The sequence below is a fragment of the Mesorhizobium sp. RCC_202 genome (assembly GCF_041355295.1).
In the GTDB taxonomy this organism is placed as follows: domain Bacteria; phylum Pseudomonadota; class Alphaproteobacteria; order Rhizobiales; family Rhizobiaceae; genus Mesorhizobium.
Map to the genome: position 1 here is coordinate 1 of NZ_JBFUPO010000004.1, position 25946 is coordinate 25946.

27 protein-coding genes are annotated in these 25946 nt (G+C 63.2%); 16 read left to right on the forward strand and 11 right to left on the reverse strand.

The features are described 5' to 3' along the window. Positions 1 to 465, forward strand: a 465-nt coding sequence (locus tag AB6802_RS10235) for a zinc-binding dehydrogenase (protein ID WP_371009979.1), incomplete at its 5' end; no start/stop codon positions are given. A 381-nt stretch (positions 466 to 846) separates the two neighbouring features. Here AB6802_RS10235 and ftsZ read toward each other — a convergent pair. After that, on the reverse strand, positions 847 to 1827 hold the full coding sequence (ftsZ, locus tag AB6802_RS10240; RefSeq protein ID WP_371009980.1) for a cell division protein FtsZ: 981 nt from the start codon (positions 1825 to 1827) through the stop codon (positions 847 to 849). A gap of 514 nt (positions 1828 to 2341) precedes the next feature. Between ftsZ and AB6802_RS10245 the strand changes: the two genes are divergently transcribed. The 5 genes from AB6802_RS10245 to AB6802_RS10265 all read left to right on the forward strand — a co-directional run bounded on the left by AB6802_RS10245 (position 2342) and on the right by AB6802_RS10265 (position 6792). Beyond that, the gene (locus AB6802_RS10245) at positions 2342 to 3112 is read left to right on the forward strand and encodes an amino acid ABC transporter ATP-binding protein (protein ID WP_371010455.1); all 771 of its coding nucleotides are present in this window, start codon (positions 2342 to 2344) and stop codon (positions 3110 to 3112) included. A 99-nt stretch (positions 3113 to 3211) separates the two neighbouring features. After that, entirely contained in the window at positions 3212 to 3979 is a 768-nt protein-coding gene (locus AB6802_RS10250) for a transporter substrate-binding domain-containing protein (protein WP_371009981.1), read from the forward strand. 118 nt (positions 3980 to 4097) lie between these two features. Continuing rightward, positions 4098 to 4793: an amino acid ABC transporter permease gene (locus AB6802_RS10255; protein WP_371009982.1), complete on the forward strand. Its 696-nt coding sequence runs from the start codon at positions 4098 to 4100 to the stop codon at positions 4791 to 4793. Between the two features lie 2 nt (positions 4794 to 4795). Then, a complete protein-coding gene (locus AB6802_RS10260) occupies positions 4796 to 5479 on the forward strand; it encodes an amino acid ABC transporter permease (RefSeq protein WP_371009983.1) in 684 nt (227 codons plus the stop codon). Between the two features lie 23 nt (positions 5480 to 5502). Next, entirely contained in the window at positions 5503 to 6792 is a 1290-nt protein-coding gene (locus AB6802_RS10265; RefSeq protein ID WP_371010456.1) for an NAD(P)/FAD-dependent oxidoreductase, read from the forward strand. Positions 6793 to 6841: 49 nt separating this feature from the next. Here the strand turns inward: AB6802_RS10265 and AB6802_RS10270 are convergent, their stop codons facing one another. The 6 genes from AB6802_RS10270 to AB6802_RS10295 all read right to left on the reverse strand — a co-directional run bounded on the left by AB6802_RS10270 (position 6842) and on the right by AB6802_RS10295 (position 13267). Then, entirely contained in the window at positions 6842 to 8089 is a 1248-nt protein-coding gene (locus tag AB6802_RS10270; protein WP_371009984.1) for an NAD(P)/FAD-dependent oxidoreductase, read from the reverse strand. A gap of 271 nt (positions 8090 to 8360) precedes the next feature. After that, positions 8361 to 9197 carry a MaoC family dehydratase N-terminal domain-containing protein gene (locus AB6802_RS10275; protein ID WP_371009985.1) on the reverse strand — a complete coding sequence of 279 codons (837 nt, stop codon included), beginning with the start codon at positions 9195 to 9197 and terminating at the stop codon, positions 8361 to 8363. A gap of 12 nt (positions 9198 to 9209) precedes the next feature. Beyond that, positions 9210 to 10340 (reverse strand): CaiB/BaiF CoA transferase family protein, encoded by a 1131-nt coding sequence (locus tag AB6802_RS10280; protein WP_371009986.1) that lies wholly within the window; start codon positions 10338 to 10340, stop codon positions 9210 to 9212. After that, positions 10333 to 11070, reverse strand: a complete 738-nt coding sequence (locus AB6802_RS10285; RefSeq protein WP_371009987.1) for an NAD(P)H-dependent oxidoreductase — start codon at positions 11068 to 11070, stop codon at positions 10333 to 10335. Before AB6802_RS10285 ends, AB6802_RS10280 begins: the two co-directional genes overlap by 8 nt. A gap of 11 nt (positions 11071 to 11081) precedes the next feature. Further along, positions 11082 to 12230 carry an acyl-CoA dehydrogenase family protein gene (locus AB6802_RS10290; protein ID WP_371009988.1) on the reverse strand — a complete coding sequence of 383 codons (1149 nt, stop codon included), beginning with the start codon at positions 12228 to 12230 and terminating at the stop codon, positions 11082 to 11084. A 101-nt stretch (positions 12231 to 12331) separates the two neighbouring features. Further along, the gene (locus AB6802_RS10295; protein WP_371009989.1) at positions 12332 to 13267 is read right to left on the reverse strand and encodes a LysR substrate-binding domain-containing protein; all 936 of its coding nucleotides are present in this window, start codon (positions 13265 to 13267) and stop codon (positions 12332 to 12334) included. Positions 13268 to 13416: 149 nt separating this feature from the next. Here AB6802_RS10295 and AB6802_RS10300 point away from each other — a divergent pair, with 149 nt between their 5' ends. Genes AB6802_RS10300 through AB6802_RS10320 form a run of 5 tightly spaced genes read left to right on the forward strand, consistent with a single transcriptional unit; the run spans position 13417 to position 17296 of the window. Then, positions 13417 to 13929, forward strand: coding sequence for a thiamine pyrophosphate-binding protein (locus tag AB6802_RS10300; RefSeq protein ID WP_371010457.1), 513 nt, complete (start codon positions 13417 to 13419; stop codon positions 13927 to 13929). Between the two features lie 5 nt (positions 13930 to 13934). Continuing rightward, a complete protein-coding gene (locus AB6802_RS10305; protein ID WP_371009990.1) occupies positions 13935 to 14522 on the forward strand; it encodes a thiamine pyrophosphate-dependent enzyme in 588 nt (195 codons plus the stop codon). An 8-nt stretch (positions 14523 to 14530) separates the two neighbouring features. After that, positions 14531 to 16009, forward strand: a complete 1479-nt coding sequence (locus AB6802_RS10310; protein ID WP_371009991.1) for an aldehyde dehydrogenase — start codon at positions 14531 to 14533, stop codon at positions 16007 to 16009. Positions 16010 to 16060: 51 nt separating this feature from the next. Then, positions 16061 to 16840, forward strand: coding sequence for an SDR family NAD(P)-dependent oxidoreductase (locus AB6802_RS10315; protein ID WP_371009992.1), 780 nt, complete (start codon positions 16061 to 16063; stop codon positions 16838 to 16840). A 6-nt stretch (positions 16841 to 16846) separates the two neighbouring features. After that, positions 16847 to 17296 (forward strand): VOC family protein, encoded by a 450-nt coding sequence (locus AB6802_RS10320; protein ID WP_371009993.1) that lies wholly within the window; start codon positions 16847 to 16849, stop codon positions 17294 to 17296. A gap of 48 nt (positions 17297 to 17344) precedes the next feature. On the opposite strand, the gene AB6802_RS10325 is transcribed toward AB6802_RS10320, so the two are convergent. Further along, entirely contained in the window at positions 17345 to 17998 is a 654-nt protein-coding gene (locus AB6802_RS10325) for a GntR family transcriptional regulator (RefSeq protein ID WP_371009994.1), read from the reverse strand. Positions 17999 to 18104: 106 nt separating this feature from the next. Then, entirely contained in the window at positions 18105 to 19283 is a 1179-nt protein-coding gene (locus AB6802_RS10330; protein ID WP_371009996.1) for an NAD(P)/FAD-dependent oxidoreductase, read from the reverse strand. A gap of 189 nt (positions 19284 to 19472) precedes the next feature. Here AB6802_RS10330 and AB6802_RS10335 point away from each other — a divergent pair, with 189 nt between their 5' ends. The 5 genes from AB6802_RS10335 to AB6802_RS10355 are packed head-to-tail and all read left to right on the forward strand — an operon-like array spanning position 19473 to position 23696. Beyond that, a complete protein-coding gene (locus AB6802_RS10335; RefSeq protein WP_371009997.1) occupies positions 19473 to 20681 on the forward strand; it encodes a pyridoxal phosphate-dependent aminotransferase in 1209 nt (402 codons plus the stop codon). 8 nt (positions 20682 to 20689) lie between these two features. Beyond that, positions 20690 to 21127, forward strand: coding sequence for an acetyl-CoA carboxylase biotin carboxyl carrier protein subunit (locus AB6802_RS10340; RefSeq protein ID WP_371009998.1), 438 nt, complete (start codon positions 20690 to 20692; stop codon positions 21125 to 21127). A gap of 5 nt (positions 21128 to 21132) precedes the next feature. Continuing rightward, positions 21133 to 22506, forward strand: a complete 1374-nt coding sequence (accC, locus tag AB6802_RS10345) for an acetyl-CoA carboxylase biotin carboxylase subunit (RefSeq protein ID WP_371009999.1) — start codon at positions 21133 to 21135, stop codon at positions 22504 to 22506. Next, positions 22496 to 22906, forward strand: a complete 411-nt coding sequence (locus AB6802_RS10350) for a biotin attachment protein (RefSeq protein ID WP_371010000.1) — start codon at positions 22496 to 22498, stop codon at positions 22904 to 22906. Before accC ends, AB6802_RS10350 begins: the two co-directional genes overlap by 11 nt. A 10-nt stretch (positions 22907 to 22916) precedes the next feature. After that, positions 22917 to 23696 (forward strand): LamB/YcsF family protein, encoded by a 780-nt coding sequence (locus AB6802_RS10355; RefSeq protein ID WP_371010001.1) that lies wholly within the window; start codon positions 22917 to 22919, stop codon positions 23694 to 23696. 8 nt (positions 23697 to 23704) lie between these two features. On the opposite strand, the gene AB6802_RS10360 is transcribed toward AB6802_RS10355, so the two are convergent. Both AB6802_RS10360 and AB6802_RS10365 read right to left on the reverse strand, forming a co-directional pair. Then, on the reverse strand, positions 23705 to 24736 hold the full coding sequence (locus tag AB6802_RS10360) for an Ldh family oxidoreductase (protein WP_371010002.1): 1032 nt from the start codon (positions 24734 to 24736) through the stop codon (positions 23705 to 23707). Between the two features lie 41 nt (positions 24737 to 24777). After that, the gene (locus AB6802_RS10365; RefSeq protein ID WP_371010003.1) at positions 24778 to 25941 is read right to left on the reverse strand and encodes an epoxide hydrolase family protein; all 1164 of its coding nucleotides are present in this window, start codon (positions 25939 to 25941) and stop codon (positions 24778 to 24780) included. Between the last annotated feature and the right edge of the window lie 5 nt (positions 25942 to 25946).

Genomic DNA, 25946 nt, shown 5'->3' on the forward strand with positions numbered 1-25946 from the left:
GACAAGAAAGCCTGGGGCGAAAAATTCGGCATGACGCATTTCGTCAATCCGAAGGAGATCGACGGCGATATCGTGCCTCATCTGGTCAACATGACAAAGCGCGGCGCCGACCAGATCGGCGGCGCCGACTACACCTTCGACTGCACCGGCAACACCAAGGTGATGCGCCAGGCGCTGGAAGCCTCGCATCGCGGCTGGGGCAAGTCGGTCGTCATCGGCGTCGCCGGCGCCGGCCAGGAGATTTCGACCAGGCCGTTCCAGCTGGTCACCGGGCGCAACTGGATGGGCACCGCCTTCGGCGGCGCGCGCGGCCGCACCGACGTGCCAAAAATCGTCGACTGGTACATGGAGAAGAAGATCCAGATCGATCCGATGATCACGCATACGTTGAAGTTGGAGGACATCAACAAGGGTTTTGACCTCATGCATGCCGGTGAGAGCATTCGCAGCGTGGTGGTGTACTGACCGGACTTCGCCATACGCCGTGCTGAAGGGCCTGTGTTCCCAAAATACTCCGCCTCCCCAGCATTGGCGTAAGACCGGCGGCGCGACCGGCATTCGGGAATGCCCGCGCCGCCGGTCGATCAAACCACACCATCTCACGGAATCCGGATCATGGTCTCATCCTGACCGACGCCGTAGACACGCCGACCATGGTCGGCGTTTGAAATTGGCGAAGAAGAAGCACATGCCAGACCAGATGAAGATCATCTCCGTCGCACGGCGCCGCGCATATCGCCGCGTCGCGTCGGCATAGATAACGATCACCTTTAAAGGCAGCGGCCAATCGCGTCGCACGCACAGATCCAGCGCGAAGACGGAATGGGCTCGGAATCGGGATGCTGCTTACTGTGGCACCACTAGCCCCTGCCGCAATCCTGTGGCGACGACCGAGACCCTGAATTTTCCGGCAAGGGCCCGGTCGAATATGGCGCCGACGATGATATCGGCATCGGCGTCGACCTCCTCTCGGATACGCGTCGCGGCCTCATCGACTTCGAACAGCGTCATGTCCATGCCGCCCGAGATCGAGACCAGCACGCCCTTGGCGCCGATCATCGAGGCTTCGTCGAGAAGCGGGTTTGCGATAGCCGCTTCGGCGGCCTTCTTGGCGCGGTCCTCGCCCGTGGCTTCCCCGGTACCCATCATGGCGCGGCCCATATCGCGCATCACCGACTTCACATCGGCGAAGTCCAGATTGATCAGCCCCTCCTTGACGATGAGATCGGTGATGCAGCCGACGCCGGCATAAAGGACGCGATCGGCCATGGCGAAAGCGTCCGCGAACGTCGTCTTGGCGTCGGCGATCCTGAACAGGTTCTGATTCGGAATAACGATCACGGTATCGGAGCATTCGCGAAGCCGCTCGATGCCCTCCTCGGCGGCTTGCATGCGGCGTTTTCCTTCGAAGGTGAATGGCTTGGTGACGACCGCCACCGTCAGGATGCCGGCTGCCCGTGCAGCGTTCGCTATGACGGGCGCGGCACCGGTTCCAGTTCCGCCTCCCATGCCGGCGGTCACGAAGCACATATGGGTTCCCGCAAGATGATCCTTGATCTCGTCGATCGATTCCTCGGCCGCCGCGCGGCCGACCGCGGGCAGCGATCCGGCGCCCAGGCCTTCCGTGACGTTGGCCCCCAACTGGATCAGCCGCGATGCTTTCGACATGGTCAGTGCCTGGGCATCGGTGTTGGCGACGATGAATTCCGCCCCCTGCAGATTTTCGGCAATCATGTTGTTGACGGCGTTGCCGCCGCCACCGCCGACACCGACAACGGTTATCTTCGGCCGCATTTCCGAGATGACGGGCTTTGCCGCGGTGCTCATCGTCTTGTCTCCTTGATCGACAAAAAGTTCATCCCGGAACGCGACGCTTGAATGCGCCAGGCGCAAGAATCAGCTTCTCTCGCCTTGGCGCAGAGAATCAGAGGGTGAACTTTGCGGCAAGACAAGATGTGGCGCTGGTACCATATGCGCCTACCCGAGGCGACCTCTTGAACGGGTCTGCAATGTTTCCAGGATTGGTGAGCCATCCCAGCAGCGTTGGCTGCGCGTTACCCGGCCTGTAATCGGGCTTGGATGGGAAGTGGCCACGGCCGCAAGTGCTCAGCAAGGTCACATCTCGCGAACCGGCGGAAAATATTACTTGTTTTAGCCAGGTCGATCGGCTTTCATCATCCCGAGGGCACTTCAAGGCGTTGGGTACGGAGATGACGAGTTGGCTTCCGGCAACCGGGACCCAACATCTGGAATAGTGCGTACGGGTGGGACGGAATGTCGATCGGCGAAGTTGTTGGACACTCAAAGCGGCGCCGCGCGCGGGAATGGCGCACGTAAAATTTTGGAACACACTCCACCTTCAGATCGCAAGCCGATCATCGTTGCCGAAGATGTCCGCAAGACCTATCGTTCCAACGATGGGCGCTCGCATCTTGCCCTGGCTGGCGTCACCGCTGAGATTGGGCGTGGCGAGGTGCTGGTGGTGTTTGGGCCTTCGGGCTCCGGCAAGAGCACCTTCCTTCGCACGCTGAATGCATTGGAAACGATCGATTCAGGACGGATCGTCGTGGATGGCGTTGCAGTCTCGGACCCAGGCGCCGACCTCAACAAGTTGCGGTCGGAAGTCGGCATGGTGTTCCAGCTGTTCAACCTGTTCCAGCACCGCACCGCTCTCGACAATGTCGTGCTGCCGCAAATCGTGGTGCGTCGCCGGCCGCGGGCCGAAGCGTTGCGACGGGCGCGTGAACTGCTTGAAAAGGTCGGAATAGGCGATCGTGCCGGCCATTATCCCAGCCAATTGTCAGGAGGACAGCAGCAGCGTGTGGCTATCGCTCGCGCGCTCGCCATGGACCCGAAGGTGATGTTGTTCGATGAACCGACCTCGGCGCTGGATCCGGAAACCGTCACCGGCATTCTCGATCTGATGAAGGATCTCGCGGCCGAAGGGATGACGATGGCAGTCGTTACCCACGAGATGGGGTTCGCACGCGAGATCGCCGACAGGATGCTGTTCATGGACGGCGGGTTGATCGTCGAGGAGGGCAGCCCGCAACAGATTTTCCGCGCGCCGCAGCAAGAGCGAACAAAGGAGTTCCTCAAACAGATACTGTGACGTCGGAAAATTTTGGAATCACAACCAACAAATAACTTCATGGGAGAGAGAAGAATGACACGCAGTTTTACAAGCAGATTGACTGGGGCCGCCGCAGGTTTGGCAGTCGTATTTGGAGCCTGGTTCGCCGCCGCGAGTGTCGCGAAAGCCGACGAGATGGACGACATCCTGAAGCGGGGCGAACTGGTCGTGGCCGTACAGACCCAGGGACCGCCGGTCAGTTTCGTCGACAAGAATGGCGAGCGCACCGGCCTTGCCGTCGAGATCTCCAAACAGATGGCGGCCGATCTCGGCGTCAAGATCGTGTTCCAGGACTATGACTGGAAGGGCCTCATTCCGGCCCTTCTTGCAGGTAAGGCCGATATGATTGCGGGCGACATGACACCAACGCCGCAACGCGCCTCACAGCTTCTGTTTTCACGGCCGATGTTCTTCAACGACACGCTGGCCTTTGCCGCCAAGGATTCCCAGTTCAAGACCTGGCAGGATCTCAACAAGGAAGGCGTGACGGTCGCGGCGCTGCAGGGCAGCACCTATGCCGATGCAGTCAGCAAATATCTCCCGAAGGCGACGCTGAAGGTGTTCGCCGGCGGTGGCCCGGCTGTGGCGCAGACACTCACCATGGGCCGCGTCGATGCGATGGTCGGCGGACAGGACTACAATTCGTACGTCCGTCAGTTCGACAACCTCAAGCCGCTTGAAGGGACCATGACGCGCGAGCCGCTGGCCTTCGCCACCCGTCCCAACGCCTTCCATCTCAAGATGTGGCTCGACAACTACGTCGAGCTGAAGACGGCCGACAATTCGCTGCAGACTTTGCTGGCCTACTGGTGGACGTCCGACGCCTGGGAGAAGGACCATAAATAACGGCTCCTATCGATCGGCGCAGCGCGATTGCGCCGATCGAACTCGTCTGCCTGCATCTGCGCCTGAACCCGGCCCGATCGACGGCCTGGGCGATTGAAGTCTTCAAAGCGAAAACCGAATGAACTGGGTTCTCGACTTCTACAATTACCGCATCGTCGAGCAGTATCTCGGTCGCTTCGCCGAGGGGCTTGAAAATACCCTTATCGCGGCAGCCGTCAGCCTCGGAGCCGCCGTTATTCTCGGCACGATGCTGGCGCTTTGCCGCATGTCCAGCCGGGCGATCCTATGGCGACCGGCGGCCGGCTACGCGGCATTCATTCTTGCGACTCCGCTGCTGGTGCAGATCTATCTCATCTATTACGGGCTGCCGGCCCTAATCCCCGCCGCGGGCCGCTGGAGCGAGCTCACGCTCGGCATCATTGCGCTCTCGCTTCACAACGCGGCCTATATGGGCGAGATCGTGCGCGGCGGCATCGCATCGGTGCCGCGCGGACAGATCGAGGGCGGCAAGGCGGTAGGCATGTCCTATCTGCAGCGGCTGCGCTACATCGTTCTGCCTCAGGCGTTTGCAAACACACTGCCGCCATTGCTCGGCCAAACCGCGGTGCTTATCAAGGACACCTCGCTTCTTTCGATCATCGCGGTCTTCGATTTTCTCAGCGCCGGGCTTTTGCTCAACAGCGAAAGAGTTCGGCCAAACGAAAGCTTTCTCACCATCGCCCTCGGCTACCTCGCCATCTACGTCGTGATGCTGAGCTTGTCATGGGCGGTCAAACGCTGGCTCGCCGGTCCGGCGTGGAACGTGGGGGCGTAGCGGTGCAACATTATCTTGATGTCATGGTCTCGATCCTGCCGTTTCTGTGGACGGGCTTCGTCCAGACATTCTGGATCTCGCTGGTCGCTATCGCAGCGGGTTCCGTGCTGGGATTCCTGATCGGAGTTGTGCGAAGCCAGCGAGTGCCTTTGCTGCACCAGCTGTTCGGCCTCTACATCCACGTTTTGCGCGGCACGCCGTTTCTGGTGCAGCTCTATGTCTTCTATTTCGTCATGCCCAATACCGGGATCGAAGTCCTGCAGTGGAGCTCCGAGACAGCCGCCTTCGTCTCGCTCTCGGTTTACACATCCAGCTATGTCGCCGAGATCGTGATGGCAGCGATAGATGCGGTGCCGAAGGGGCAATGGGAAGCGGCCACCGCGTTGGGCCTCAGGCGATTGCCCATACTCGGCCTCGTCGTGCTGCCGCAGGCCCTCAAGCTCGCGGTGCCGCCGATGAGCGGCGTCTACGTCAACATAATCAAGAATACCGCAATATTGTCGGTCATCGGCATTTCGGAGCTGACGCGCCAGGGTGAAATCTCGATCATGCGGTTCCCGCGCGACGTGCTTTTCATCTATGGCGCGATCGCACTGGTCTATTTCGTTTATTGCTATCCAGTCCTGCGTTTCACGCGCTGGGCGGAGCGCAAAGTCGGCGGCACGCGCGTCGTCAATCTCGATTGAGCCCTGCGTGGCCGCGGACCATCATGACCCCTTACATAGACACCTACTACAAGCAGACACTGTCCTCGGACGCGGCCTATCCTGTTCTGTCTGGCAGGCATAACACGGATGTTTGCATCGTCGGTGGCGGCCTCGCCGGGCTGACAGCCGGCTTCGAGCTCGCCCGCCGGGGACGCGGCGTGACAGTGCTGGAAGCACGTCGCGTGGCCTGGGGCGCATCCGGCCGCAATGGCGGCTTCGTGTCGCCGGGCTGGGCAGCACGCGCCAGCCAGATCCAGAAGCGCGTCGGACCCGACCATGCCAAGGCGTTGTATCGCCTGTCGATCGAGGGCGTCGCCATGGTCGAAGATGCAATCCGCGACCTCGACATTTCCGATGCGCAAGTCACGCCAGGCATTCTGCGCGTGTCACGCTATGAAAACACGAAAGCGCTCGAGGAGCAGCGCGACGAACAGGAAGCGGAGTACGGGCGCCACTTGCGCCTGCTGGCGCGCGAGGAGGTGCGAGCTTTGCTGTTGTCGAAAAAATATTACCAGGCCCTCTTTGACGCAGCGTCATTTCACTTTCATCCGCTGAATTACGCGCGGGCGCTGGCGCGAGAAATCGTCAAGCTGGGCGGTTCCGTCTACGAAGACAGCGCTGTGATGCAAGTCGATCTCACTGGCACGGAAAAGAAATTGCGGACGCCTTCCGGCGAGGTCCGGGCCGCGACCGTTGTGTTCGCGGGCGGCGGCTATACCGACCGCGTTCTGCCCGCATTGCGTCGCGCCTTCCTGCCGATCGCCACATATGTCGTGCTGAGCGAACTGGCGCCGGAACTGATCGCCACAGCGATCCGGACAAAGGCCGGCATCAGCGACGGGCGCCGGGCAGGGGACTACTACCGGGCGGTCGACGGCAGGTTGTTGTGGGGCGGCCGCATCACCACCCGCACGACCGATCCGCGCGACATCGCCGCGGTGATCCGCCGGGAGATCGTCACGACCTACCCGCAGCTGGCGGATCTGAAAATCGAGACGGCATGGTCGGGGCTTATGGCTTACGCTCGACATCTGATGCCCTTGATCGGACCGGTAATGCCGAATGTATGGGCCTGTACCGGGTTCGGAGGCCATGGTCTCAACACGACGGCGATTGGCGCGAGGGTGGTTGCCGAAGCGATTGCGGGTGAAAGCGATCGATACCGCCTGTTCGCGCCCTTCGGATTCGTGTGGAATGGCGGACCATTCGGCACCGCGGCGGCGCAACTGACCTACTGGGCCTACCAGGGCATGGACTTTCTGCGCGAACGCCGTTCAGCCCATGCGAAATAGCGTTTTCGACGGAAACGCTGCACATGTTCCCGGAGTTGCCTGAACCTGGTTAGAACCGCCCCGGCGAATAGGGCGCGGGGTCGATATTGGGTGGGTTGCCGGTGACCAGTTCGGCGATCAATCGCCCCGTCGAGCCGCCGCCGATCATGCCGGTATGTCCATGTCCGGTGGCGATGTACAGCGAGCGATGTTTCGGCACCTGGCCAATTGCGGGTACGCTATCAGGCAGGGACGGACGATAGCCCATCCACATCGTCGGTTCCCCTCCGCTCAGATCGGGGAAAAGCGCCCGGGCATGGTCAAGCAGAATCTTGGAGCGCCGCTCGTCGGGCGCAGCTTCAAGGCCGGCGATCTCGACCGTACCGGCAAGACGCAGGCCGTGTTCCATCGGCGACAGAGCGAAGCCACGATTCTTCATTTGCACTGGCATTGGCAATTCGATCGATGGCGAAGGCAGCATCAAATGGTAGCCACGCTCGGTCTCCAGTGGCAGCCCGGCGCCGAGCGGCGCAAGCAACCGGTTCGACCAGGCGCCGGCAGCGATCACCACCACATCCGCCTTGCGGTTGGCGGTATTCGTCATCAGCGTATAGCCACCGGCCTCACCGGGGATAATCTTCAGCACGCGCTCCGCAACGAAGACGCCGCCGGACTGCCGCACGCCGTCTGCAATGGCCGTGACGAGGCGATGCGGGTTGATCGTATGAGCGTTGTGGGGATAAAGCAGGCCACGCTTCGCGATGCCCGAAATGCCTGGCAGCAACCGCTCCAGATCCCGGCGAGACAAAGGTTCGGTGACGACGCCCTGCCGACTGTTGATTTCAGCCGTGATGCGATCGGAAAGGCCCGGCGCCTCGGTCTCCCAGATCTGGATACCACCCACTTCGCGGATGAGATTTTCAAACGTCGCGCCGCCGACCAAATCGCGATAGCAGGCGAGGTTGCCTGCATGCAGCTCGCTCAAGGCGTCGGCGGCCCTGTTGACGCGGTCCATCCTGCCGGCGCGTATCCATCGAAGCAACCAGGGCGCGGCTTTCAGCGCGTAGGCTGGCCTCAAGACAAGCGGTCCGAGCGGGTTGAGGAGCCAGCCGGGCACTTGCCGGAGCATTCCAGGCATGGCCACGGGCGCGTTGCAATCGTGCCTGACCATTCCCGCGTTGCCGAAAGACGTTGCGCTGCCGGGAGGCAGAGGATCGATCACTGTTACGTCCAGACCCGCCCGTTTCAGATACAGAGCCGAACTAACGCCGACAATACCCGCGCCGATGACAACGACGCTCCCATCCGAAACCGGCATGCCGACCCTTACCCAATTGAGCTTGTTGCAAGCGCACGAACGTTCATCCGGTAATGATTGTCAAGCAATCGTCGATGCCGCCGGCTTTTACGCCAGGTGCCGTCAACAACGGTCCGATCTGGGCCGGCGCCGTCTAGCGTGCGAAATGGGTGGGCGGTACGGCGCCGCCGCCCGCCTTGCTCTGAGTCACCAGGCCGGAAGCGCAATCGATGTCATGGACCTGCAAGCCGCGATCCGGGCACGAAAAGAGACGCGACAGGCATCACGAAACTCACCATTGCGCCGTGGCCTTCACCGTCACATGTCCGTCCGACGACCGCACTTCCATATCCATGCTGTCCCTTCCCCGGGCAGTTCCGCTCAGAAGCAGGGTCTGTGGGCCGATCGCGGGACGCACCCCCCGAAACGAGAAACGGCGCGGCGCATGGCCGACAATGACGGCAGCGAAGTTCATGAGCAGCGTCGCCTGGAGCGGGCCGTGGATGACCAGTCCGGGATAGTGTTCGACGCCGGTGGCGTAGGGCGCGTCGTAGTGGATACGATGACTGTTGAAGGTCAGCGCGGAATAGCGAAACAGCAGCACCGGATCCACGTCGACGATCCGTTCGTGCGATGTCGCCAGCCTGGGCGTGGGCGGCGCCGATGCGGCGGCGCCGGTTTCCGCCGCCCGATAGACGATGATCTGGTCCTCGTCGACCAGGGGCCCGGCGGCATTGGCGATCTCATGGTGGACCGTGACAAAGACAAGCCGGCCGGTGCGGCCTTGTTTCTCTTCAACGGCGCTCAATGTCGAGCGGCGGCGGATCGTGTCGCCGCTACGGATCGGAGCCATAAAGCGTACGTCACCGCCCGCCCACATGCGCCGCGGCAGCGGCACCGGCGGCAGGAAGCCGCCCTTTGCCTGGTGTCCGTCCGGACCCAGTTCACCAGCGTCGGCGATGTCGGGCGTCAGGCACCAATGCAGGCCGGGCGGCGCCACGTCGCCGCGCACGGCATGAAGGCCCAGCATGGCCTCGAAGCTGGCGAGAAGGCGAGGGGTCGCGATGTCCTCGACCTCGCGGGTCCGTCCAACCCATTCCTGCAACGTCGTGCTTGAATCCGGGCTCATTTGGCTTCCTCGTCACGCAGCGAATTCGGACCGGATCCGATCCGTGTCGGCGCCAAGCGCAGGAACCTTGGGGATTATCTCGAAGCCGTCGCGCCGCCCCGCCGGCATCGGCACGGCAATGCGCTTGCCGTTGGGCAACTCGATTTCGGTTCGCCGCAATGCCTTGTGGCTTGGCAGGTCGCGAATTTCGCTGGCGCGTCCCCAGGCGATCTGCGCCGCATCAAGACGGCGAATGGCCTCCTCGCGATCGATTGCCGCGAATATCGGTTCGATCTCGGCATCGAGCGCCGCGCGGTTGGCTACGCGCCAGGCGTTGGTCGCAAAGCGTCCGTCGGCAAATAGATCCTGTCTTTGCAGCACGCTGACGCAGAAGCGTTTCCATTCGCTGTTCTGCTGGATCGCGACGACCACGGCGCCGTCGCGACATGCATAGGGCCGGTAGGGATAGATCGATGCGTGCGCCAGCCCATAGCGGCCTGTCTCGCGTCCCGCATATTCGTAATGCAGCAGCGGCACGGCCATCCAGTCGGCCATGCCGTCGAACATGGCGATCTCGACGACACGACCGCGCCCGGACTTCTCGCGCGCCAGCAAGGCTTCGAGGATCGCCGCATGGGCATTCATGCCGGTGGCGATATCGGCGGCCGAAATGCCGATCTTGCACGCGGTGTCGGGCGTTCCGGTGACGGCGCAGATGCCGCTTTCGGCCTGCACCAGCATGTCGTAGGCGCGCATGGCCGCGTAAGGCGTGTCCTGCCCGTAGCCGACGATGTTGACGGCGATCAGGCGCGGAAATTTTTCCACGATCGTATCGGCGGAAAGGCCGAGCCTGTCGATGGCGCCCGGCGCAAGATTCTGCACGAAAACATCCGCGCGCGAGACCATGCGGTGCAGCAAGGCCAGATCGTGCTCGGCCTTCAGGTCGAGCACCGCGCTTTCCTTGCCACGGTTGAGCCAGACGAAATAGGCCGACATGCCCTCGACAGTGGAATCGTAATGGCGTGCGGTTTCGCCTTCGGGGCGCTCGATCTTGACGACGCGCGCGCCGGCGTCGGCCAGGCGAACCGTGCACAGCGGCGCGGCGACCGCCTGCTCGATGGAAACGACAAGCAGGCCCTCCAGCGGGCGTGCGGCGTCAGACATTGCGCTGCACTCCCGAGCGGGCGAGCACGCCCGGCTTCAGCCGCTCGTTCCTGCCGTAATCCTGCGCGGGGTGGAAGAACAGGCGCGGCGTGTCGTCGATGTCTTCCAGCCGCTTGGCGTAGGCCTGCAGATCGGCTTTGCGGCCATCATCGCCGACACGGCCCGGCATGTAGGCGACGAAGGGCGGCAGCACGTCGAAGCCGGAGCGGAGCAGGCCGTTATGCACGGGCCACAGCACGGTGAGGATATCGCCGTCGATGCCGTCGGGTGCATAGGTGTCGGAAGACGTGCCGGTGGTGGCGGCCACCATGGCGAGCTTGCCCTTGAAGATGCCGGTGTCGTATTTGCGGCCCGGCAGATAGGCAAAACCGCGCACGAAGACACGGTCGGCCCAACCCTTGAGGATTGCCGGCATGCCGAACCACCAGACCGGGAATTGGAACAGCACGAAGTCCGCTCGCTTCACTTTTTCGACCTCGGCCGCGATATCCGCCGACAGCGCCCCGGCCTCATAGGCGGCGGTCTGCTCGCGCGGCAGGCTGAAGAACTCCGCATCGCTGCGCTCGCCTGATATGTCACCCGGCCCGGCGACAGGATTGAAGCCCATCGCGTAGAGGTCGCTGACGACCACCTGGTGGCCGGCGCGGGTCAAGGTCTCCACGGCGAGATCCTTCATGGCGCCGTTGAAAGATCTCGGTTCCGGGTGCGCGTAGACGATGAGGACGTTCACGACGGCACCTCTTAGTACGAACGCGGCAGGCCGAGCACGTGCTCGGAAAGGTATGACAGGATGAGGTTGGTCGAGATCGGTGCGACCTGATAGAGGCGCGTCTCGCGGAACTTGCGCTCGACGTCGTATTCCTCCGCGAAACCGAAGCCGCCATGCGTCTGGATGCAGACATTGGCGGCCTCGTTCGAAGCGTCGGCCGCCAGCATCTTGGCCATGTTTGCTTCGGCGCCGGGGTTCTTGCCGGCCTCGTAGAGGTTGACCGCCTCGCGCACCATCAATTCGGCCGCGCGCATGTTGGCGTAGGCCCTGGCAATCGGAAACTGGATGCCCTGGTTCTGGCCGATCGCGCGGCCGAACACATGCCGCTCCTTGGCATACGTGCTCGCCTTCTCGATGAACCATTTCGCATCGCCGACGCATTCGGCGGCGATCAGGATGCGCTCGGCATTCATGCCGGAAAGGATGTAACGGAAGCCCTTGCCCTCCTCGCCGATCAGGTTTTCGGCGGGCACGCGCAAATCGTCGAAGAAGACCTCGGTGGTGGCATGGTTCATCATGGTGCGGATCGGCCGGATCGTCAGCCTATTGCCGACGGCTTCGCGCATGTCGACGATCAGGACGGAGAGGCCATCGGTCTTCTTCATGCCGTCCTCGAGCGGCGTGGTTCTTGCCAGGAGCAGCATCAAATCCGAATGCTCGGCGCGGCTGGTCCAGATCTTCTGGCCCTTGACCACGAAATGATTGCCGTCGAGGCGCGCGGCGGTCTTAAGCGCGCCGGTATCGGTGCCGCTGCTGGGTTCAGTGACGCCGAAGGCTTGCAGGCGCAATTCTCCGGTGGCGATCTTCGGCAGGTATCGTTGCTTCTGCGCTTCCGAGCCGTGGCGCAAAAGCGTGCCCATCGTGTACATCTGGGCATGGCAGGCGCCGCCGTTGCAGCCGGCGCGCTGAATTTCCTCGAGCACGGCGGCGGCGGCCGACAGCGGCAGACCCGAGCCGCCATACGCCTCCGGGATCAGGATCGAGAGCCAGCCAGCCTCCGTCAACGCTTCGACGAATTCGCGTGGATAGGCCATGTCCCTGTCGAGCGCGCGCCAGTATTCGCCGGGAAACCGTGCGCAGAGCTTGGCGACGGCATCGCGGATATCCTGATACTGTTCCATGGGGTTGCCCGACCTTCTGTCTCGCCCGCCCGCATTATCGTTTCGGCACGTCTCGTCCGCAATGCAAGGCTGGCACTACCAGATATGCCGAAATTCAATACTCAGGGTGCTGGGCCAAGAAGCTGACCGGCCCATACGGCCCGTTCGACAAGGTCCTTGACGATGTCCTCGATTGCCTGTCCGGCAAACCGCGCCAGCCGCGAGGCGGGCCGATCGGCAGGGTAGGCGAGGATCAGGCGGCGCACGGGCGCGGGATCGATCAGCGGTGCCGCGGTCAGCAGGCCGGCGGCGACATCGGCATGGATCGGGGCGAGCGGCAGGATCGTCCAGCCGTGGCCGTTGCGCACTAGGTCCTTCAGCGCGGCGTAGGAATCCGCTTCGATGCCGACGTCGAGCGCGATGCCGGATTCGGCGGCGCAGCGTTCGACGATGATGCGCAGCCCATGCTTGAGACTGGGCATCATCAGGCGCTTGCCGGCGAGCGAGGCGAACGGCACGGCGCGCACAGTCGAGAAGCCGGCGTCGGGCGGGCCAATCAGGAACAGGTTTTCCAGGAGCAGAGGGCGTGAGCGCAACGACCTTGCCATGCGCGGGTCGTAGAGCACGGCGACGTCGACCTCGCCGCGGTGCATCCAGTCCAGCAGGTAGCCTGTGTAGGCGCTCACCAACCTGAGCTTGGCCTTAGGGTGGGCTTTGCCGAAGGCCGCGGCCAGCGGCAGCGAGATGATGTCCGCCACCGTGGGTGGCAGGCCGATGGCCACTTCGCCGGTCAGCGGCGCATCGGCGGGTGTGGCCGTGGCGCGGATCTCATCGATCTCGGCCATCACGCGCATGGCGTGCGCCAGAACTTCCTTGCCCTGTTCGGACAGCACCATGCCGCGCCCGTGGCGCAGGAACAGGGCAAAGCCCAATTCTTCCTCCAGCATGCGCACCTGCCGGCTCAGCGCCGGCTGCGCGATGTGCAGCCGGTCGGCGGCCTTGCTGAGGCTGCCGAGCTCGGCGACGTGGATCAGGGTGCGAAGTTGCGATAGCTCCATAAGCCATCGAATATCATTATGTCTGGTCACAAGAAAGAGACGAAGATTGGATCGCACAAGGGGGGTAATCTGGCAGCAATTCATTTCTCGGGGGGTCCAAGGTGACAGCGAGCCTGCAAGCAAAACAAGCCGAGCCAGCCGCTGCGACAGTGCCTGAAAAGCAGTGGCCGGACCAGGTCTATGACGTGCTCAAGGCTGCCGGCATCAGCCAGATGTCCTATGTACCCGATGCCGGCCACACCACCTTGATCCGTCGCTTCAGCGAAGATCCCGAGGTCGTCACCAATGTGCTGACGACTGAGGAAGAGGGCATCGCCATCGCCGCCGGCTCCTGGCTCGGCGGCAAACGCAGCGTCGTGCTGATGCAGTCCTCGGGCGTCGGCAACTGCATCAACATGCTGTCGCTTCCCGTGCAGGCACGCTTTCCGTTGCTCGTCCTGGTGACGATGCGGGGCGAATGGGCCGAGTTCAACCCATGGCAGGTGCCGATGGGGCAAGCGACGGAAGCCTCGCTGAAGGCGATCGGCCTCAGGGTGCTGCGCGCCGAGACCGGTCCCGACCTCGTCGAGACGGTGGCGCAAGCAGCTGCAATGGCTTTCGACGCCGACCAGCAGATTGCCGTGCTGATCGGGCAGCGGCTGCTCGGCAAGAAGAAGTGGTGAACGCGATGAATTTGCCGACGATGGATCGCCGTGTGGCGGTGAAGAATTTGCTCGATGCCCGCGACGGCGCATTGGTGGTCACCGGTCTCGGCTCGCCGAGCTACGACGTTCATGCCGCCGGCGACCGCGACGACAATTACTATCTGTGGGGCGCCATGGGCGGTGCGGCGCTGATCGGCCTCGGACTTGCCCAGGCCCAGCCGCAAAAACGCGTCATGGTCATTACCGGCGACGGCGAACAGCTGATGGCGTTCGGGTCGCTGGCGACGATCGCGGTGGCGCGGCCCAAAAACCTCGATCTGATCGTGCTCGACAACCAGCATTTCGGCGAGACCGGCATGCAGTCCAGCCATACCGGCAAGGGCATAGGATTCGACAAGGTCGCTGCCGCCTGCGGCTTCTCGGAAAGCCGCGAGTTGCGTTCGTTGGAGGAGGTCGATGCCCTGTGCGACCAGCTTCGCCGGCCGGCCGATGGTCCCCGTCTCTTCGTGCTGAAGATTGCTGCGGAGAATCTGCCGCGCTCGCTGCCACCGCGCGACGCGGTCGCGGTCAAGAACCGCTTTCGCGCCCATCTGGGCTTTGCCACCTGTTGAGGGTCGATATGGCGCTGGTCAGCTTCCAGAACACGGTCGGCGGTCGGCTGCAATCGACCGCTGCGACATTCGAAAGCCATGATCCGTTTACCGGCAAGCCATGGGCGCTGATCCCACGCGGCGGAGCGGCCGAGGTCGACGCTGCCGTGGCGGCGGCCAAGGCGGCTTTCCGCTCGAAGGAGTGGTGCGGCCTCACGCCCACCGCGCGCGGCAAGCTGCTGGTGCGGCTGGCCGATCTGATCGCTGAGAGCGCCGAGCGCATCGCCGCCATCGAGACGCGCGACAATGGCAAGCTGCTCACCGAGATGACGGCGCAGCTGCGCTATATCCCCGAATGGTTCCGTTATTTCGGCGGGCTAGCCGACAAGATCGAAGGCTCGGTCTTGCCGATCGACAAGGCAGGCATGTTTGCCTTCACCCGCCATGAGCCGCTCGGCGTCATCGCGGCCATCGTTCCCTGGAACTCGCCGCTCTTGCTTCTGACCTGGAAGCTCGCGCCGCTTCTGGCGGCCGGCAACACCGTCGTCATCAAGCCGTCGGAGCATGCCTCGGCCTCGACGCTGGAATTCGTGAAATTGTTCGCCCAGGCAGGTTTCCCGGCGGGCGTCGTCAACACCGTCACCGGCATGCCGCACGATGTCGGCGTGCCGCTGGTCGCCCATCCCGACATCGCCAAGATCGCCTTCACCGGCGGCGAACCGGGCGGGCTCGCCGTCTATCGCGCGGCGGCCGAGGGCTTGAAGACCGTGACGCTCGAACTGGGCGGCAAATCCGCCAACATCGTCTTCGAAGACGCCAATCTCGAGAGCGCGGTCAATGGCGCGATCTCCGGCATCTTCGCGGCCAGCGGCCAGACCTGCATCGCCGGCTCGCGCCTCCTGGTCCATCGCAAGATCCATGACCGGTTCGTGGAAGATGTCATCGCGCTGGCAGCCAGTGCCCGAATAGGCAATCCGGCGCTGGCCGAGACGCAGGTGGGGCCGATCACCACGCAGGCGCAGCGCGACAAGGTGCTTTCCTATCTCGGCATCGCACGCCGTGAAGGCGCGCTGTGCGTGCTTGGCGGCGGCAAGCCGGGTGCGGCGGAACTGGCCGACGGCTGGTTCGTCCAGCCGACAATCTTCACCGACGTCAACAACACGATGCGGATCGCGCGCGAAGAGGTGTTCGGGCCGATCCTGTCCGTCATTCCGTTCGATGACGAGGACGAGGCCTTCGCCATTGCCAATGACAGCCCCTACGGATTGGCCGCGGGGATATGGACAAGCGACATGGGCAGGGCGCTACGCGGCGCGGCCGCGATGGAAGCGGGCATGGTCTGGATCAATTCCTACCGCGCCGTCTCCTACATGGCGCCGTTCGGCGGCTACAAGAGAAGCGGCATCGGCCGCGAGAGCGGGCAGGAGGCGATCAATTCCTATCTGCAGACCAAGACGGTGTGGATAGATACGATTGGCAAGACCGCCAACCCGTTCGTGATCCGCTAGGGTAGGGCTTCGTAGGCGATTGGTCTACTCACAATGACGAAGGAACTGGACATGAGACAGGCGGGCAAGGTGGCTGTTGTCACCGGGGCGGCGCGCGGCATCGGGCGCGCTTGCGCGGAACGCTTTCTGAGCGAAGGCGCGAAGGTCGTGCTCGGTGACGTCGATGCGGCGGAGCTGAAGAAATGCGCTGCCGAGATCGGCACCGACGAGACCGTCCTGGCCCTTGTCACGGATGTCAGCAGCAAGGATCAGGTCGATGCGCTGGTCGCGGCGGCGGCGGCGAAGTTCGGACGCCTCGACATCATGGTCAACAACGCCGGTATCGCTCCGGTCCAGGACTTTCTCGATATCAGCGAGGCCGACTATGACAGGGTTCTCGCCGTCAATTTGAAGGGCGCATTCATGGGCACCCAGGCCGCGGCCCGCCAGATGATCGCGCAAGGCGACGGCGGCGTCATCATAAACATGTCGTCGATCAATTCGGGGCTCGCCAACCCGCGCGTCGCCACCTACGCCATCTCCAAGGGCGGCCTGAACCAGGTCACCAGCACCGCGGCCGTCGCCTTCGCTCACCACGGCATCCGTGTGGTCGGCGTCGGTCCAGGCACAATCGCGACCGAGATGGTGATGGACGGGACCTTCATCGACTCGGAGGAGATGCGCCACGCGATCCTTTCGCGCACGCCGCTCGGGCGCCTCGGCACGGCGGCCGAGATCGCCTCGGTCGTGGCGTTCCTGGCCAGCGACGACGCTTCCTACATCACCGGCGAGACGATCTATCCCGACGGGGGACGCCGCGTGCTGAACTATACGGTTCCGGTCAAGGCGTGAGAAAAAATGGGCAACTTCGACAAGCTGCATCACATCTGCATCGTCGTGCACGATATCGACAAGGCGCAGGCCTATTACGACTCCATCGGTATCGGGCCATGGGAAGCCTATCCGCCGCTGGCCGAATATGAAGAACTCCAGGTGCCAAGCCCCGAGGGGTTCAAGACGATGCAATATCGCATCTGCAACCTGCCGAACGTTCAGCTGCAGCTATGCCAGCCAAGCCGCGATCCTTCCCCGCAGCGGATCCATCTCGACACCAAGGGCGAGGGCGTCTTCCACATCGGCTTCGAGGTTCGTGACGCCGACGCGGCCGAAAGCAAGGCACACGACGATGGGCTGTCGGTGCTGATGCGCGGGCGCCGGAAAAACCGCACCGGCTTCACCTACTACGATACGGCCGACAAGGCGGGTGTCATCCTTTTGACCCGGGCAACCAATCTGCCCGGCAAGTGATCCTCCCGCGCGTTAGCATGGCGCTGGACGAGGAGGGCGGGCGACTGGTCAACTGCCCCGCAATTCCTCAAGCCGGTCGACCAGGAACTTACCGCTGGTGATGATGTGCATTTCCAGAAGGCCGACGGCGCGCAGCGTATCCTTGGCCTCGCACAGTTCTATGAGCTGCCAATGGTCGCGGTCGGACTGGATCTGGATCTCGGTGAGCGTCACCATCATGCGCGTGTAGCGTTCCAGCTGCTGGTAGATACGGCCCACCAATTCGATCGTCGCCTTGCGGCCGGACGGCGCGTAGAGTGTGGCGTGGAAATTCCAGTTCAGCTGGTTCGAGTACTCGCCCGTTCTGCCCTGTTCCTGGTGCTGCTTCGCTCGTTCCCTGGCAAGCGCGAGGTCGGCGTCCGTCATCCGTGGAATGGCAAGGGCCAGCAGCCAGGTTTCGATCCGCGCCCGCAATTCGTAGAGTTCGAGTATCTCGTCCAGGGAAATGGACGTGACGACAGCCCCCTTGTGGGAAACCAGCGTGACGAAGCCTTCCGAGTGAAGCTGATGCAGTGCCTCGCGCACCGGAATTCGGCTGACGCCGAACTCGGTGGCCAAGTGCTCCTGCCGCAGCTGGAGATTGGCTTCGTATTCGCCCATCAGGATTTTCTGCCGGATGGCATCGGCGACCTGGGTCGAGATGGTTTTCTTCTGTACGAGCATGAATCAGCCTGGGGCGGCCGCCTTGTTTCTTGAATGGCGCCGTTTTGATTGAAGAAGTGGACGCATAGCATCGTTGTGACGGCGATGCCATGTCGGCCGTTTCGCTTCAGTAGACATGTTCCTCTATGGGCTGGTTGGCGGCGATCCGTTCATAACGGAAGGCCGACAGGTCGATAGAGCGGTATTCGCCGTAAGCAATGAGGTCGCTGACGCCCGACCCGGTAGCTGCCGCATGCATCATACCATGGCCGCTGAAGCCGGTAGCCAGCACAAGGTTCGAGACTTCCGGATGTCGACCGATGATGCCGCTGTGGTCGAAGGTATTGTATTCGTAGAGCCCAGCCCAGGCGCGCAGCATCCGCAGCTGTTCGAACCCGGGCACTCGATGGGCCAGTGCCGGCCAGATCAACTCGTCGAACAGATCGTAGTCCACATCGAGGCCAAAATCGTGCGGGTCGTTCTCGCGCACCGGCGGAACGCCGCACAGGAAGAGCTGACCTTCCGGCCGCAGCCACAGGCCGCTCGTGTCGAAGATGAAGGGGCAGTTCTCGATCCTTGCCGGCGTTTCGAAGACGAAGACACATCGCTTGCTCGGGACGACCGGCAGCTCGGCGCCGGCCATCCTGGCAATACCCGCGCTCCACGGCCCGGCCGCGTTGATCACGGTGTCGACGGCAAGCCGGTCGCCATTGTCCAGCACCACCTCGCCAACCTTGCCGGAAGACGCCATGGTCAGTCCGGTCACGGTCGCGGCAACGTAGTCCACGCCCTGCGTGCGCGCCTTGCGGCGGAATGCCTGCATCAGGCCGGGGCCGTCGAACCAGCCTTCGCTGCCAAGGCCGAGTGAGCCGAGCGCGAGATCGTCCGTGTTCAGCCACGGGAAGCGTCGTGCCAGATCGACCTGCTCGATCAGTACGGCGTCGACGCCCATATCGCGCTGGACACGGTTCTTGGCACGTTGCGCGTCGGCCCGCTCGGGCGTCGCCAGCACGAGATAACCAGGCTCATGCAGGCCGATGTCCGCCAACTCGTCACCAATCGCAAGCCGCGTCTTTGCCTGACGCAGGAAGTCGATGCTGAACTGTGACATCGCGATGTTCGGCGCCGTGCCGAACTGCTGGCGTATGGCGCTGGTCGACAGCGAGGACGAGGAGGCGGTGTAATAGGGATCCCGCTCGATCACCGCGATCTTGCCGTCGAAATCCAGATTGGCGGACAGGAAGTAGGCGATGGAACTGCCGACAACCCCTCCGCCGACGATCACCACGTCATAGTTTATACCCATCCAGTCTGTTCCCATCCGGCCAACATGCGCTCTGACGGTGGATTGGATACTTTCGTGACCGATCCCGCCTCTTTGACTCACTCATAACCCGATCTTTGCCGCATAAAAAGAGGTTTGACGCCAAAAAGAGAATACATTATCCAATTTGCCAATCACCTGCCCCGGCAAGCCGGGCGGTCATGCCGAGGAATGTCCGTGGGCCTCATCGCTCCCCGTCTCGATGTCATCAAGCCAAGCCCCAGCATGGCGGTCACCGCTCGGGCCATTGAAATGCGCGTCGCTGGTATCGACGTTGTCAGCCTGAGCGCGGGTGAGCCGGATTTTGCGACACCTCCGCACATCGTCGAGGCAGCCTATGAGGCCATGCGTCGAGGCGAGACGCGCTATACGGCGGTGGACGGCACGGCCGCGCTGAAGAAGGCGGTGGCCGGGAAATTCAGGCGCGAGAACGGCCTCGATTACGGACCTTCGCAAATCAGCGTCGCGGGCGGCGCCAAGCAGATCATCTACAACGCCTTGCTGGCAACGCTCGCATCCGGTGACGAGGTGATTGTCCCCGCACCCTATTGGGTTTCCTACACCGACATCGTCCTGCTCGGTGAAGGCAAGCCCGTGGTCGTTGCCTGCACGGAAGCCGAAGGCTTCAAGCTTGCGCCGCAAGCCCTGCGGGCCGCCATCACCGGGCGCACCAAATGGCTGCTGCTCAACACGCCATCCAACCCGACAGGCGCCGTCTATAGCCGCGACGAACTTGCCGGACTGGCAGCGGTGTTGCTCGACCACCCGCATGTCCACGTGCTGACCGACGACATCTACGAGCATATCCTGTTCGACGGCCGCAGCTTCCACACCATCGCCGGCGTCGAACCGCGCCTGAAGGACCGCACGCTGACCGTCAACGGCGTCTCGAAGGCCTATGCCATGACCGGCTGGCGGATCGGCTATGCCGGCGGGCCCGAACCGCTGATCCGCGCCATGGCGACGGTGCAGAGCCAGAGCACGTCGAACCCGTCATCGATCTCGCAGGCCGCGACCATAGCCGCACTCGAGGGGCCGCAGGATTTTCTTCGTCCGCAAGCGCTCGAATTCCAGGCAAGGCGCGATCGCGCGCTGCAGTTGCTGCGCGCGATTCCCGGCCTCACTTGCCAGACGCCCGAGGGCGCCTTCTACCTCTATCCCAATTGCTCGGCCTTGATTGGCCGTCGCCGCCCGGATGGCACCCAAATCGGCAGTGACGATGACCTCTCGCTCTATCTGCTCGACCAGGCTCGAGTCGCGGTGGTGCAAGGCTCGGCCTACGGTCTGTCGCCGCATTTCCGTATTTCCATAGCCACGTCGATGGATCTGATCGAAAAAGCGATCGGCCGTATCGGCGAGGCCGTCGAAGCGTTGCGATAGTGTCGGCAATGGATCTCGACTTCATCCAGAAGCTGATCGAATTTGTGTCACGTTCGCCCATTGGCGAACTGGAGATCGAGCGCGACGGCGTTCGCGTCCGCATTGCCAAACAGGTGGCGCCGGCGCAATCCGCGCCGCAGGCACAGCCACCCGCGGGCACCGTCGTTTCCTCAAACACCGGCGCGTCAATTCCGCCCGTTGCGCGCCATTCGATCCGCGCGCCGCTGACGGGTGTGTTCTACCGTTCCGGCACCGAAGGCGAGCCGCCGCTTGCTTCGGTCGGCGACATGGTCGTGGAAGGGCAGAAGATCGGCGTCCTCGAAGCCATGAAGACGTTCAATGTCGTGGAATCCGATCGAACCGGCAGGATCGTTCAGGTTGCTTTCGAGGACAACGCCGCCGTGCAGTCCGGCGATGTGCTCTTCGTTCTGGAAGATTTGGGATAGGGGCGATGTTCGATACCGTCCTTATCGCCAACCGCGGTGAAATTGCGCTGCGCATCCTGCGCGCCTGCCGCGACCTCGGATTGAAGACGGTGGCAGCGTATTCGGAAGCCGATGCAAGCCTTCGCCATGTCGCGCTGGCGGACAAGGCGATCTGCATCGGACCGGCCGCCGCGACGCAGAGCTATCTCAACATGGCGGAGATCATCGCGGCGGCGCAACTCACCGGTGCCGGCGCCATCCATCCGGGCTATGGCTTCCTCTCGGAAAACGCCGCCTTTGCCGAGGCTGTCGAGAATTCCGGCCTTGCCTTCATCGGGCCGTCGGCGGCGGCAATCCGCACTATGGGCGACAAGGTCTGTGCCAAGCGCACGATGATCGCCGCCGGCGTGCCCTGTGTTTCAGGCTCGGAGGGCGTGCTGCCGCAGGATGAGCAAGCGGTGCGCGCCATAGCCCGGGATATCGGCTATCCCGTGATCGTGAAGGCGGCGGGCGGCGGCGGCGGGCGCGGCATGCGCATCGTGCGCGAAGAGCCTGCGCTGATCGAGGCCGTGTCGATGGCGGTGAAGGAAGCGGATCGGGCTTTTGGCAACCCGCAAGTCTATCTTGAAAAATTCCTCGAGCACCCGCGCCATATCGAGATCCAGGTGCTGGCCGACCGGCACGGTAAGGCGGTCTGGCTCGGCGAGCGCGATTGCTCCATGCAGCGCCGTCATCAGAAGATCATCGAGGAGGCACCGGCGCCCGGGATCGCGCGCGAGGCGATCGCCGAGATCGGCGGGCTGTGCGCCCACGCATGCCTGACCATCGGCTATACCGGCGCCGGCACATTCGAATTCCTCTACGAGGACGGGCGCTTCTATTTCATCGAGATGAACACCCGCGTGCAGGTCGAGCATCCCGTCACCGAGTTCGTCACCGGCATCGATATCGTGCGCGAGCAGATCCGCATCGCGCAGGGCGAGCCTCTGTCGTTCAGCCAGGAAGGCATCCGCATTCAGGGCCATGCCGTCGAATGCCGCATCAATGCGGAGGATCCGTACAGCTTCCGGCCGCATCCGGGCCGGGTCGAGCGCTGGACGCCGCCCGGCGGTCCGGGAATCCGCGTCGAGTCGCATCTCTACTCCGGTTACACGGTGCCGCCGCATTACGATTCGCTGGTGGCCAAGCTGCTGGCGTATGGCGCGACACGCGCCGAGGCGATCCGGCGCATGCGTGGCGCGCTGGCCGAGATGCAGGCTGTCGGCATCGCCACCAACGCGCCGCTGCATGCCATCCTGATGCAGGAGCCGGGTTTCGCGGCAGGAGGCTTCGATATCCATCACCTCGAACATCTCATTGACGGTGGTCTGCTCGAAGGACGAGGCGGCAATGACGGTTGAAGAGATCGAAAGGTTGGCCGCCTGGTGCGCAAGCGCCGGCATCGGTGAGATCGATATCTGTGAGGCCGGATTTTCACTGCGCCTGCGCCTGCAATCATTCGCCGCCGAAACGCCGCCCTTGGCCGTGGCCACAATTCCCAACGCTGAAGCGGCCTTCAACGGCGTGCGCGCGCCGGGTGTCGGTGTCTTCCGTATCGATCACCCGACGACCGGCCACCCGGTTGCCGTATCAGGTCGGACGGTCCGCAAAAGCGAGACGGTCGGCGTGCTGCAGGTCGGGCCATGCTTGAAAGCGGTCGTGGCGCCGGCGGACGGCATTCTGGGCGCCGCGCTGGTCGAGGATGGAGCGGTCGTCGGCTATGGCACGCCGCTCTACGCGCTCGATCGTGCGAAGCAATGAGGAAGACGTCATGAGCGATCGCGGATTGCGGGTCGATATCAATTCCGACATGGGCGAGGGTTTTGGCACCTACAGGCTCGGTGACGACGCCGCGATCCTCGACATCGTCAGCTCCGCCAATGTCGCCTGCGGCTTTCATGCCGGCGACCCGGAGATCATGGCGGCCACCTTCTCGATGGCGCGCGAGAAAGGCGTCGCCGTTGGCGCGCATCCGAGCTTCGCCGATCTGTGGGGATTTGGACGCCGGGTCATCCCGCACTCGATGGACGAGATCGAAAGGCTGGTCGCCTACCAGATCGGCGCGGCACAAGCGCTTTCCGCTTATGCCGGCCACCCGATCCGCTACGTCAAGGCGCATGGCGCGCTGGGCAATCTTACCCAGACCGACCGCGGCGTCGCCGAAGCGGTCACGCGCGCGGTCAAGGCCGTCGATCCCAGCCTGATATGTCTGGTGATTGCGCTGGGATTTCAGGACGCGATTGCGCGCGATGCGGGCTTGACGGTGAGGTCCGAGATCTTCGCCGACCGCGCCTATACAAAAGAGGGCTTTCTTGTCTCGCGCAAGCTGGAAGGTGCGGTCATCCACGACGCCGAGCAGGCGGCGGACCGGGTCGTCCGCATGGTTAGGCAAGGGGCCATCGAGACCGTTTCCGGACAGATGCTGAAAACGCCGATCGATTCAATCTGCGTCCACAGCGACACGCCGGCGGCCGTCACCATTGCCGCACGCGTAAGAAGACGGTTGGAAGAGAACGGGGTCAGCGTTCGAGCGTTCGCAGCGATGGCCTGACGATAGATTCAGACACCGCCTAGTCCTTGGGCGAGCAGACGGTCGAACTGCTCGATCTCCTGTGTTGACAGGCTGATGCCTTCCCTCTCAGCCGTCGCGCGGGCAAGGAACCGCCGCTGCGACGGCAGGCGCGCGCCCTGGCCGACGATCGCCTCGAACAGGGCTTCAGCACGAGCGAACGGATCGCCTGGACGGCCTGCCGCGAAGGCTGCCGGCGAGAAGGCGATGATCAACTCGCCATGTTTGGGAAAGAGCGTCGTGGTGCCGAGCAGATCGAGCGCCTCGGGGCTGGTCAGATCGCCGATCATGATCCCGGCGAGCAGTTCGATCATCGTCCCGATGGCCGAGCCCTTGTGTCCGCCGAAGGACAGCATGGCGCCGGCGAGAGCGGCTTCAGGATCCGTCGTCGGCCTGCCTTGCGAATCCACCGCCCATCCCTCCGGCAGCTTCTTGCCGGCCCGGCGGTGGAGTTCGATCTCGCCTCGCGCGGCAACCGAGGTCGCGAAGTCGAAGACATAGGGCGGCTGTTTTTCGCGCGGCCAGCCGAAAGCGAAGGGATTGGTGCCCAGCAAAGGTCCATTGCCGCCAGCCGGGGCGACGGTGGCATAGCTCGGACACATGGCGAGGCCGGCAAGGCCGGCTTGGGTCAAGGCCTCGACCTCTGCCCAAAGGGCGGAAAAATGAACGGCATCGTTGATCGCGAGTGCGGCAATGCCGCAGGCGCGTGCGCGTTCGGCCAGCGCCGGCAGCCCCAGTTCGAAAGCCGGGTTGGCGAAGCCGCCCTTGGCATCCACCTTGACGATGGCGGGAGCGTCTTGCGGCAGCAATTCGGGCACCGCGTCCGGTTTCACCTTCCCGGCCTTGACGGTCCGCAGGGCGCCTTCGATCCGGTAGACGCCGTGCGATTTGCAGGCATCGCGTTCCGCCGCGACGATGACCCGCGCAATGGAACCGGCCTGCGTGGCGTTGAGGCCGGCCTTGCGGAAAATCGCGTCAACGCGCCCATGCAATGCATCGACGGTGAGAATTGTATTGCTCATTTCTGGCCTTCAGGTTTTGGCTGCATGCGACGCATGTGACGTTAGAAATCCAGACCGCCGGCAAAGGCTCTCAGATCCTGTGCAAGCAAAGCGGGCTGCTCGAGAGCTGCGAAATGACCACCGCGCGGCATCGTTGTCCACCGGCGGATGTCCGGAAAGACGCGCTCTACCCAACTCCTTGGCGGCATCGGCAGCTCTTTGGGAAACAACGCCACCGCAAGCGGGACGTCGATCGTCGTGCCCGGCGGGAATGCAAGCGGGCGAGCGCGCGTTTCCCAATAGAGCCGCATCGACGAGGCGACGGTCCGGGTGAACCAGTAGAGCGAGATGTTGGCCAGCACGTCGTCGCGCGAAAATGTCGCCTTGCCCAGATCGCCATCGCAATCGCTCCAGTCGCGAAACTTCTCGATCATCCACGCCGCCAGCCCGACCGGCGAATCGGTCAGCCCGTAGGCCAGCGTCTGCGGACGTGTGCCTTGAATATGGCCATAGGCGCCGTGCAGATCCGCCCATTCGGCTTTGCGTGCCAGGAAGGCGCGCTCTTGCGACGTCAGGTCGCCATCCGGGCCTGCATCGTGGGGAGGCGAGTACGAGCCCGGAATGAAATTCAGATGCACCCCGACGAGACTGTCTGGATGCGCATATGCCAGACATGTCGACACGCTGGCGCCGAGGTCTCCGCCTTGCGCGAGATATCGCTCGTAGCCGAGACGGTGCATCAATTCGGCCCAGAGCTCGGCGACGGTGAACAGGTTGAGACCAGGCCTGATTGGTCGGCTCGAAAAGCCATATCCGGGGATCGACGGGACCACGACGTTGAAGGCGTCTTCCTGTCTTCCGCCGTGGGAAAGCGGATCGGTCAGAAGCGGGATCATCCTGTGAAATTCAAAAACGCTGCCTGGCCAGCCATGGGTGAGTATGACCGTTCTGCGGGTCGAAACAGCAGCGCGAGCATGGATGAAATGGATGGTTTGACCGCCGATATCGGTCTGGTAGTGCGGATGGAGGTTCCAGGCGGCCTCCTGCTTGCGCCAGTCGAAGCCGGTGACCCAATACCGCGCGAACTGCCGCAGCGCCTCATACTCGGTTCCCTGTGCCCAGCCTATTGCCTGCAACTGGTCAGGCTCGCGCCAGTGCGAGATGCGCCTCTTCAATTCGTCGATCTCGGCCTGGGCGATCTGGATCGTGAAAGGATGGATTTTCATGGATC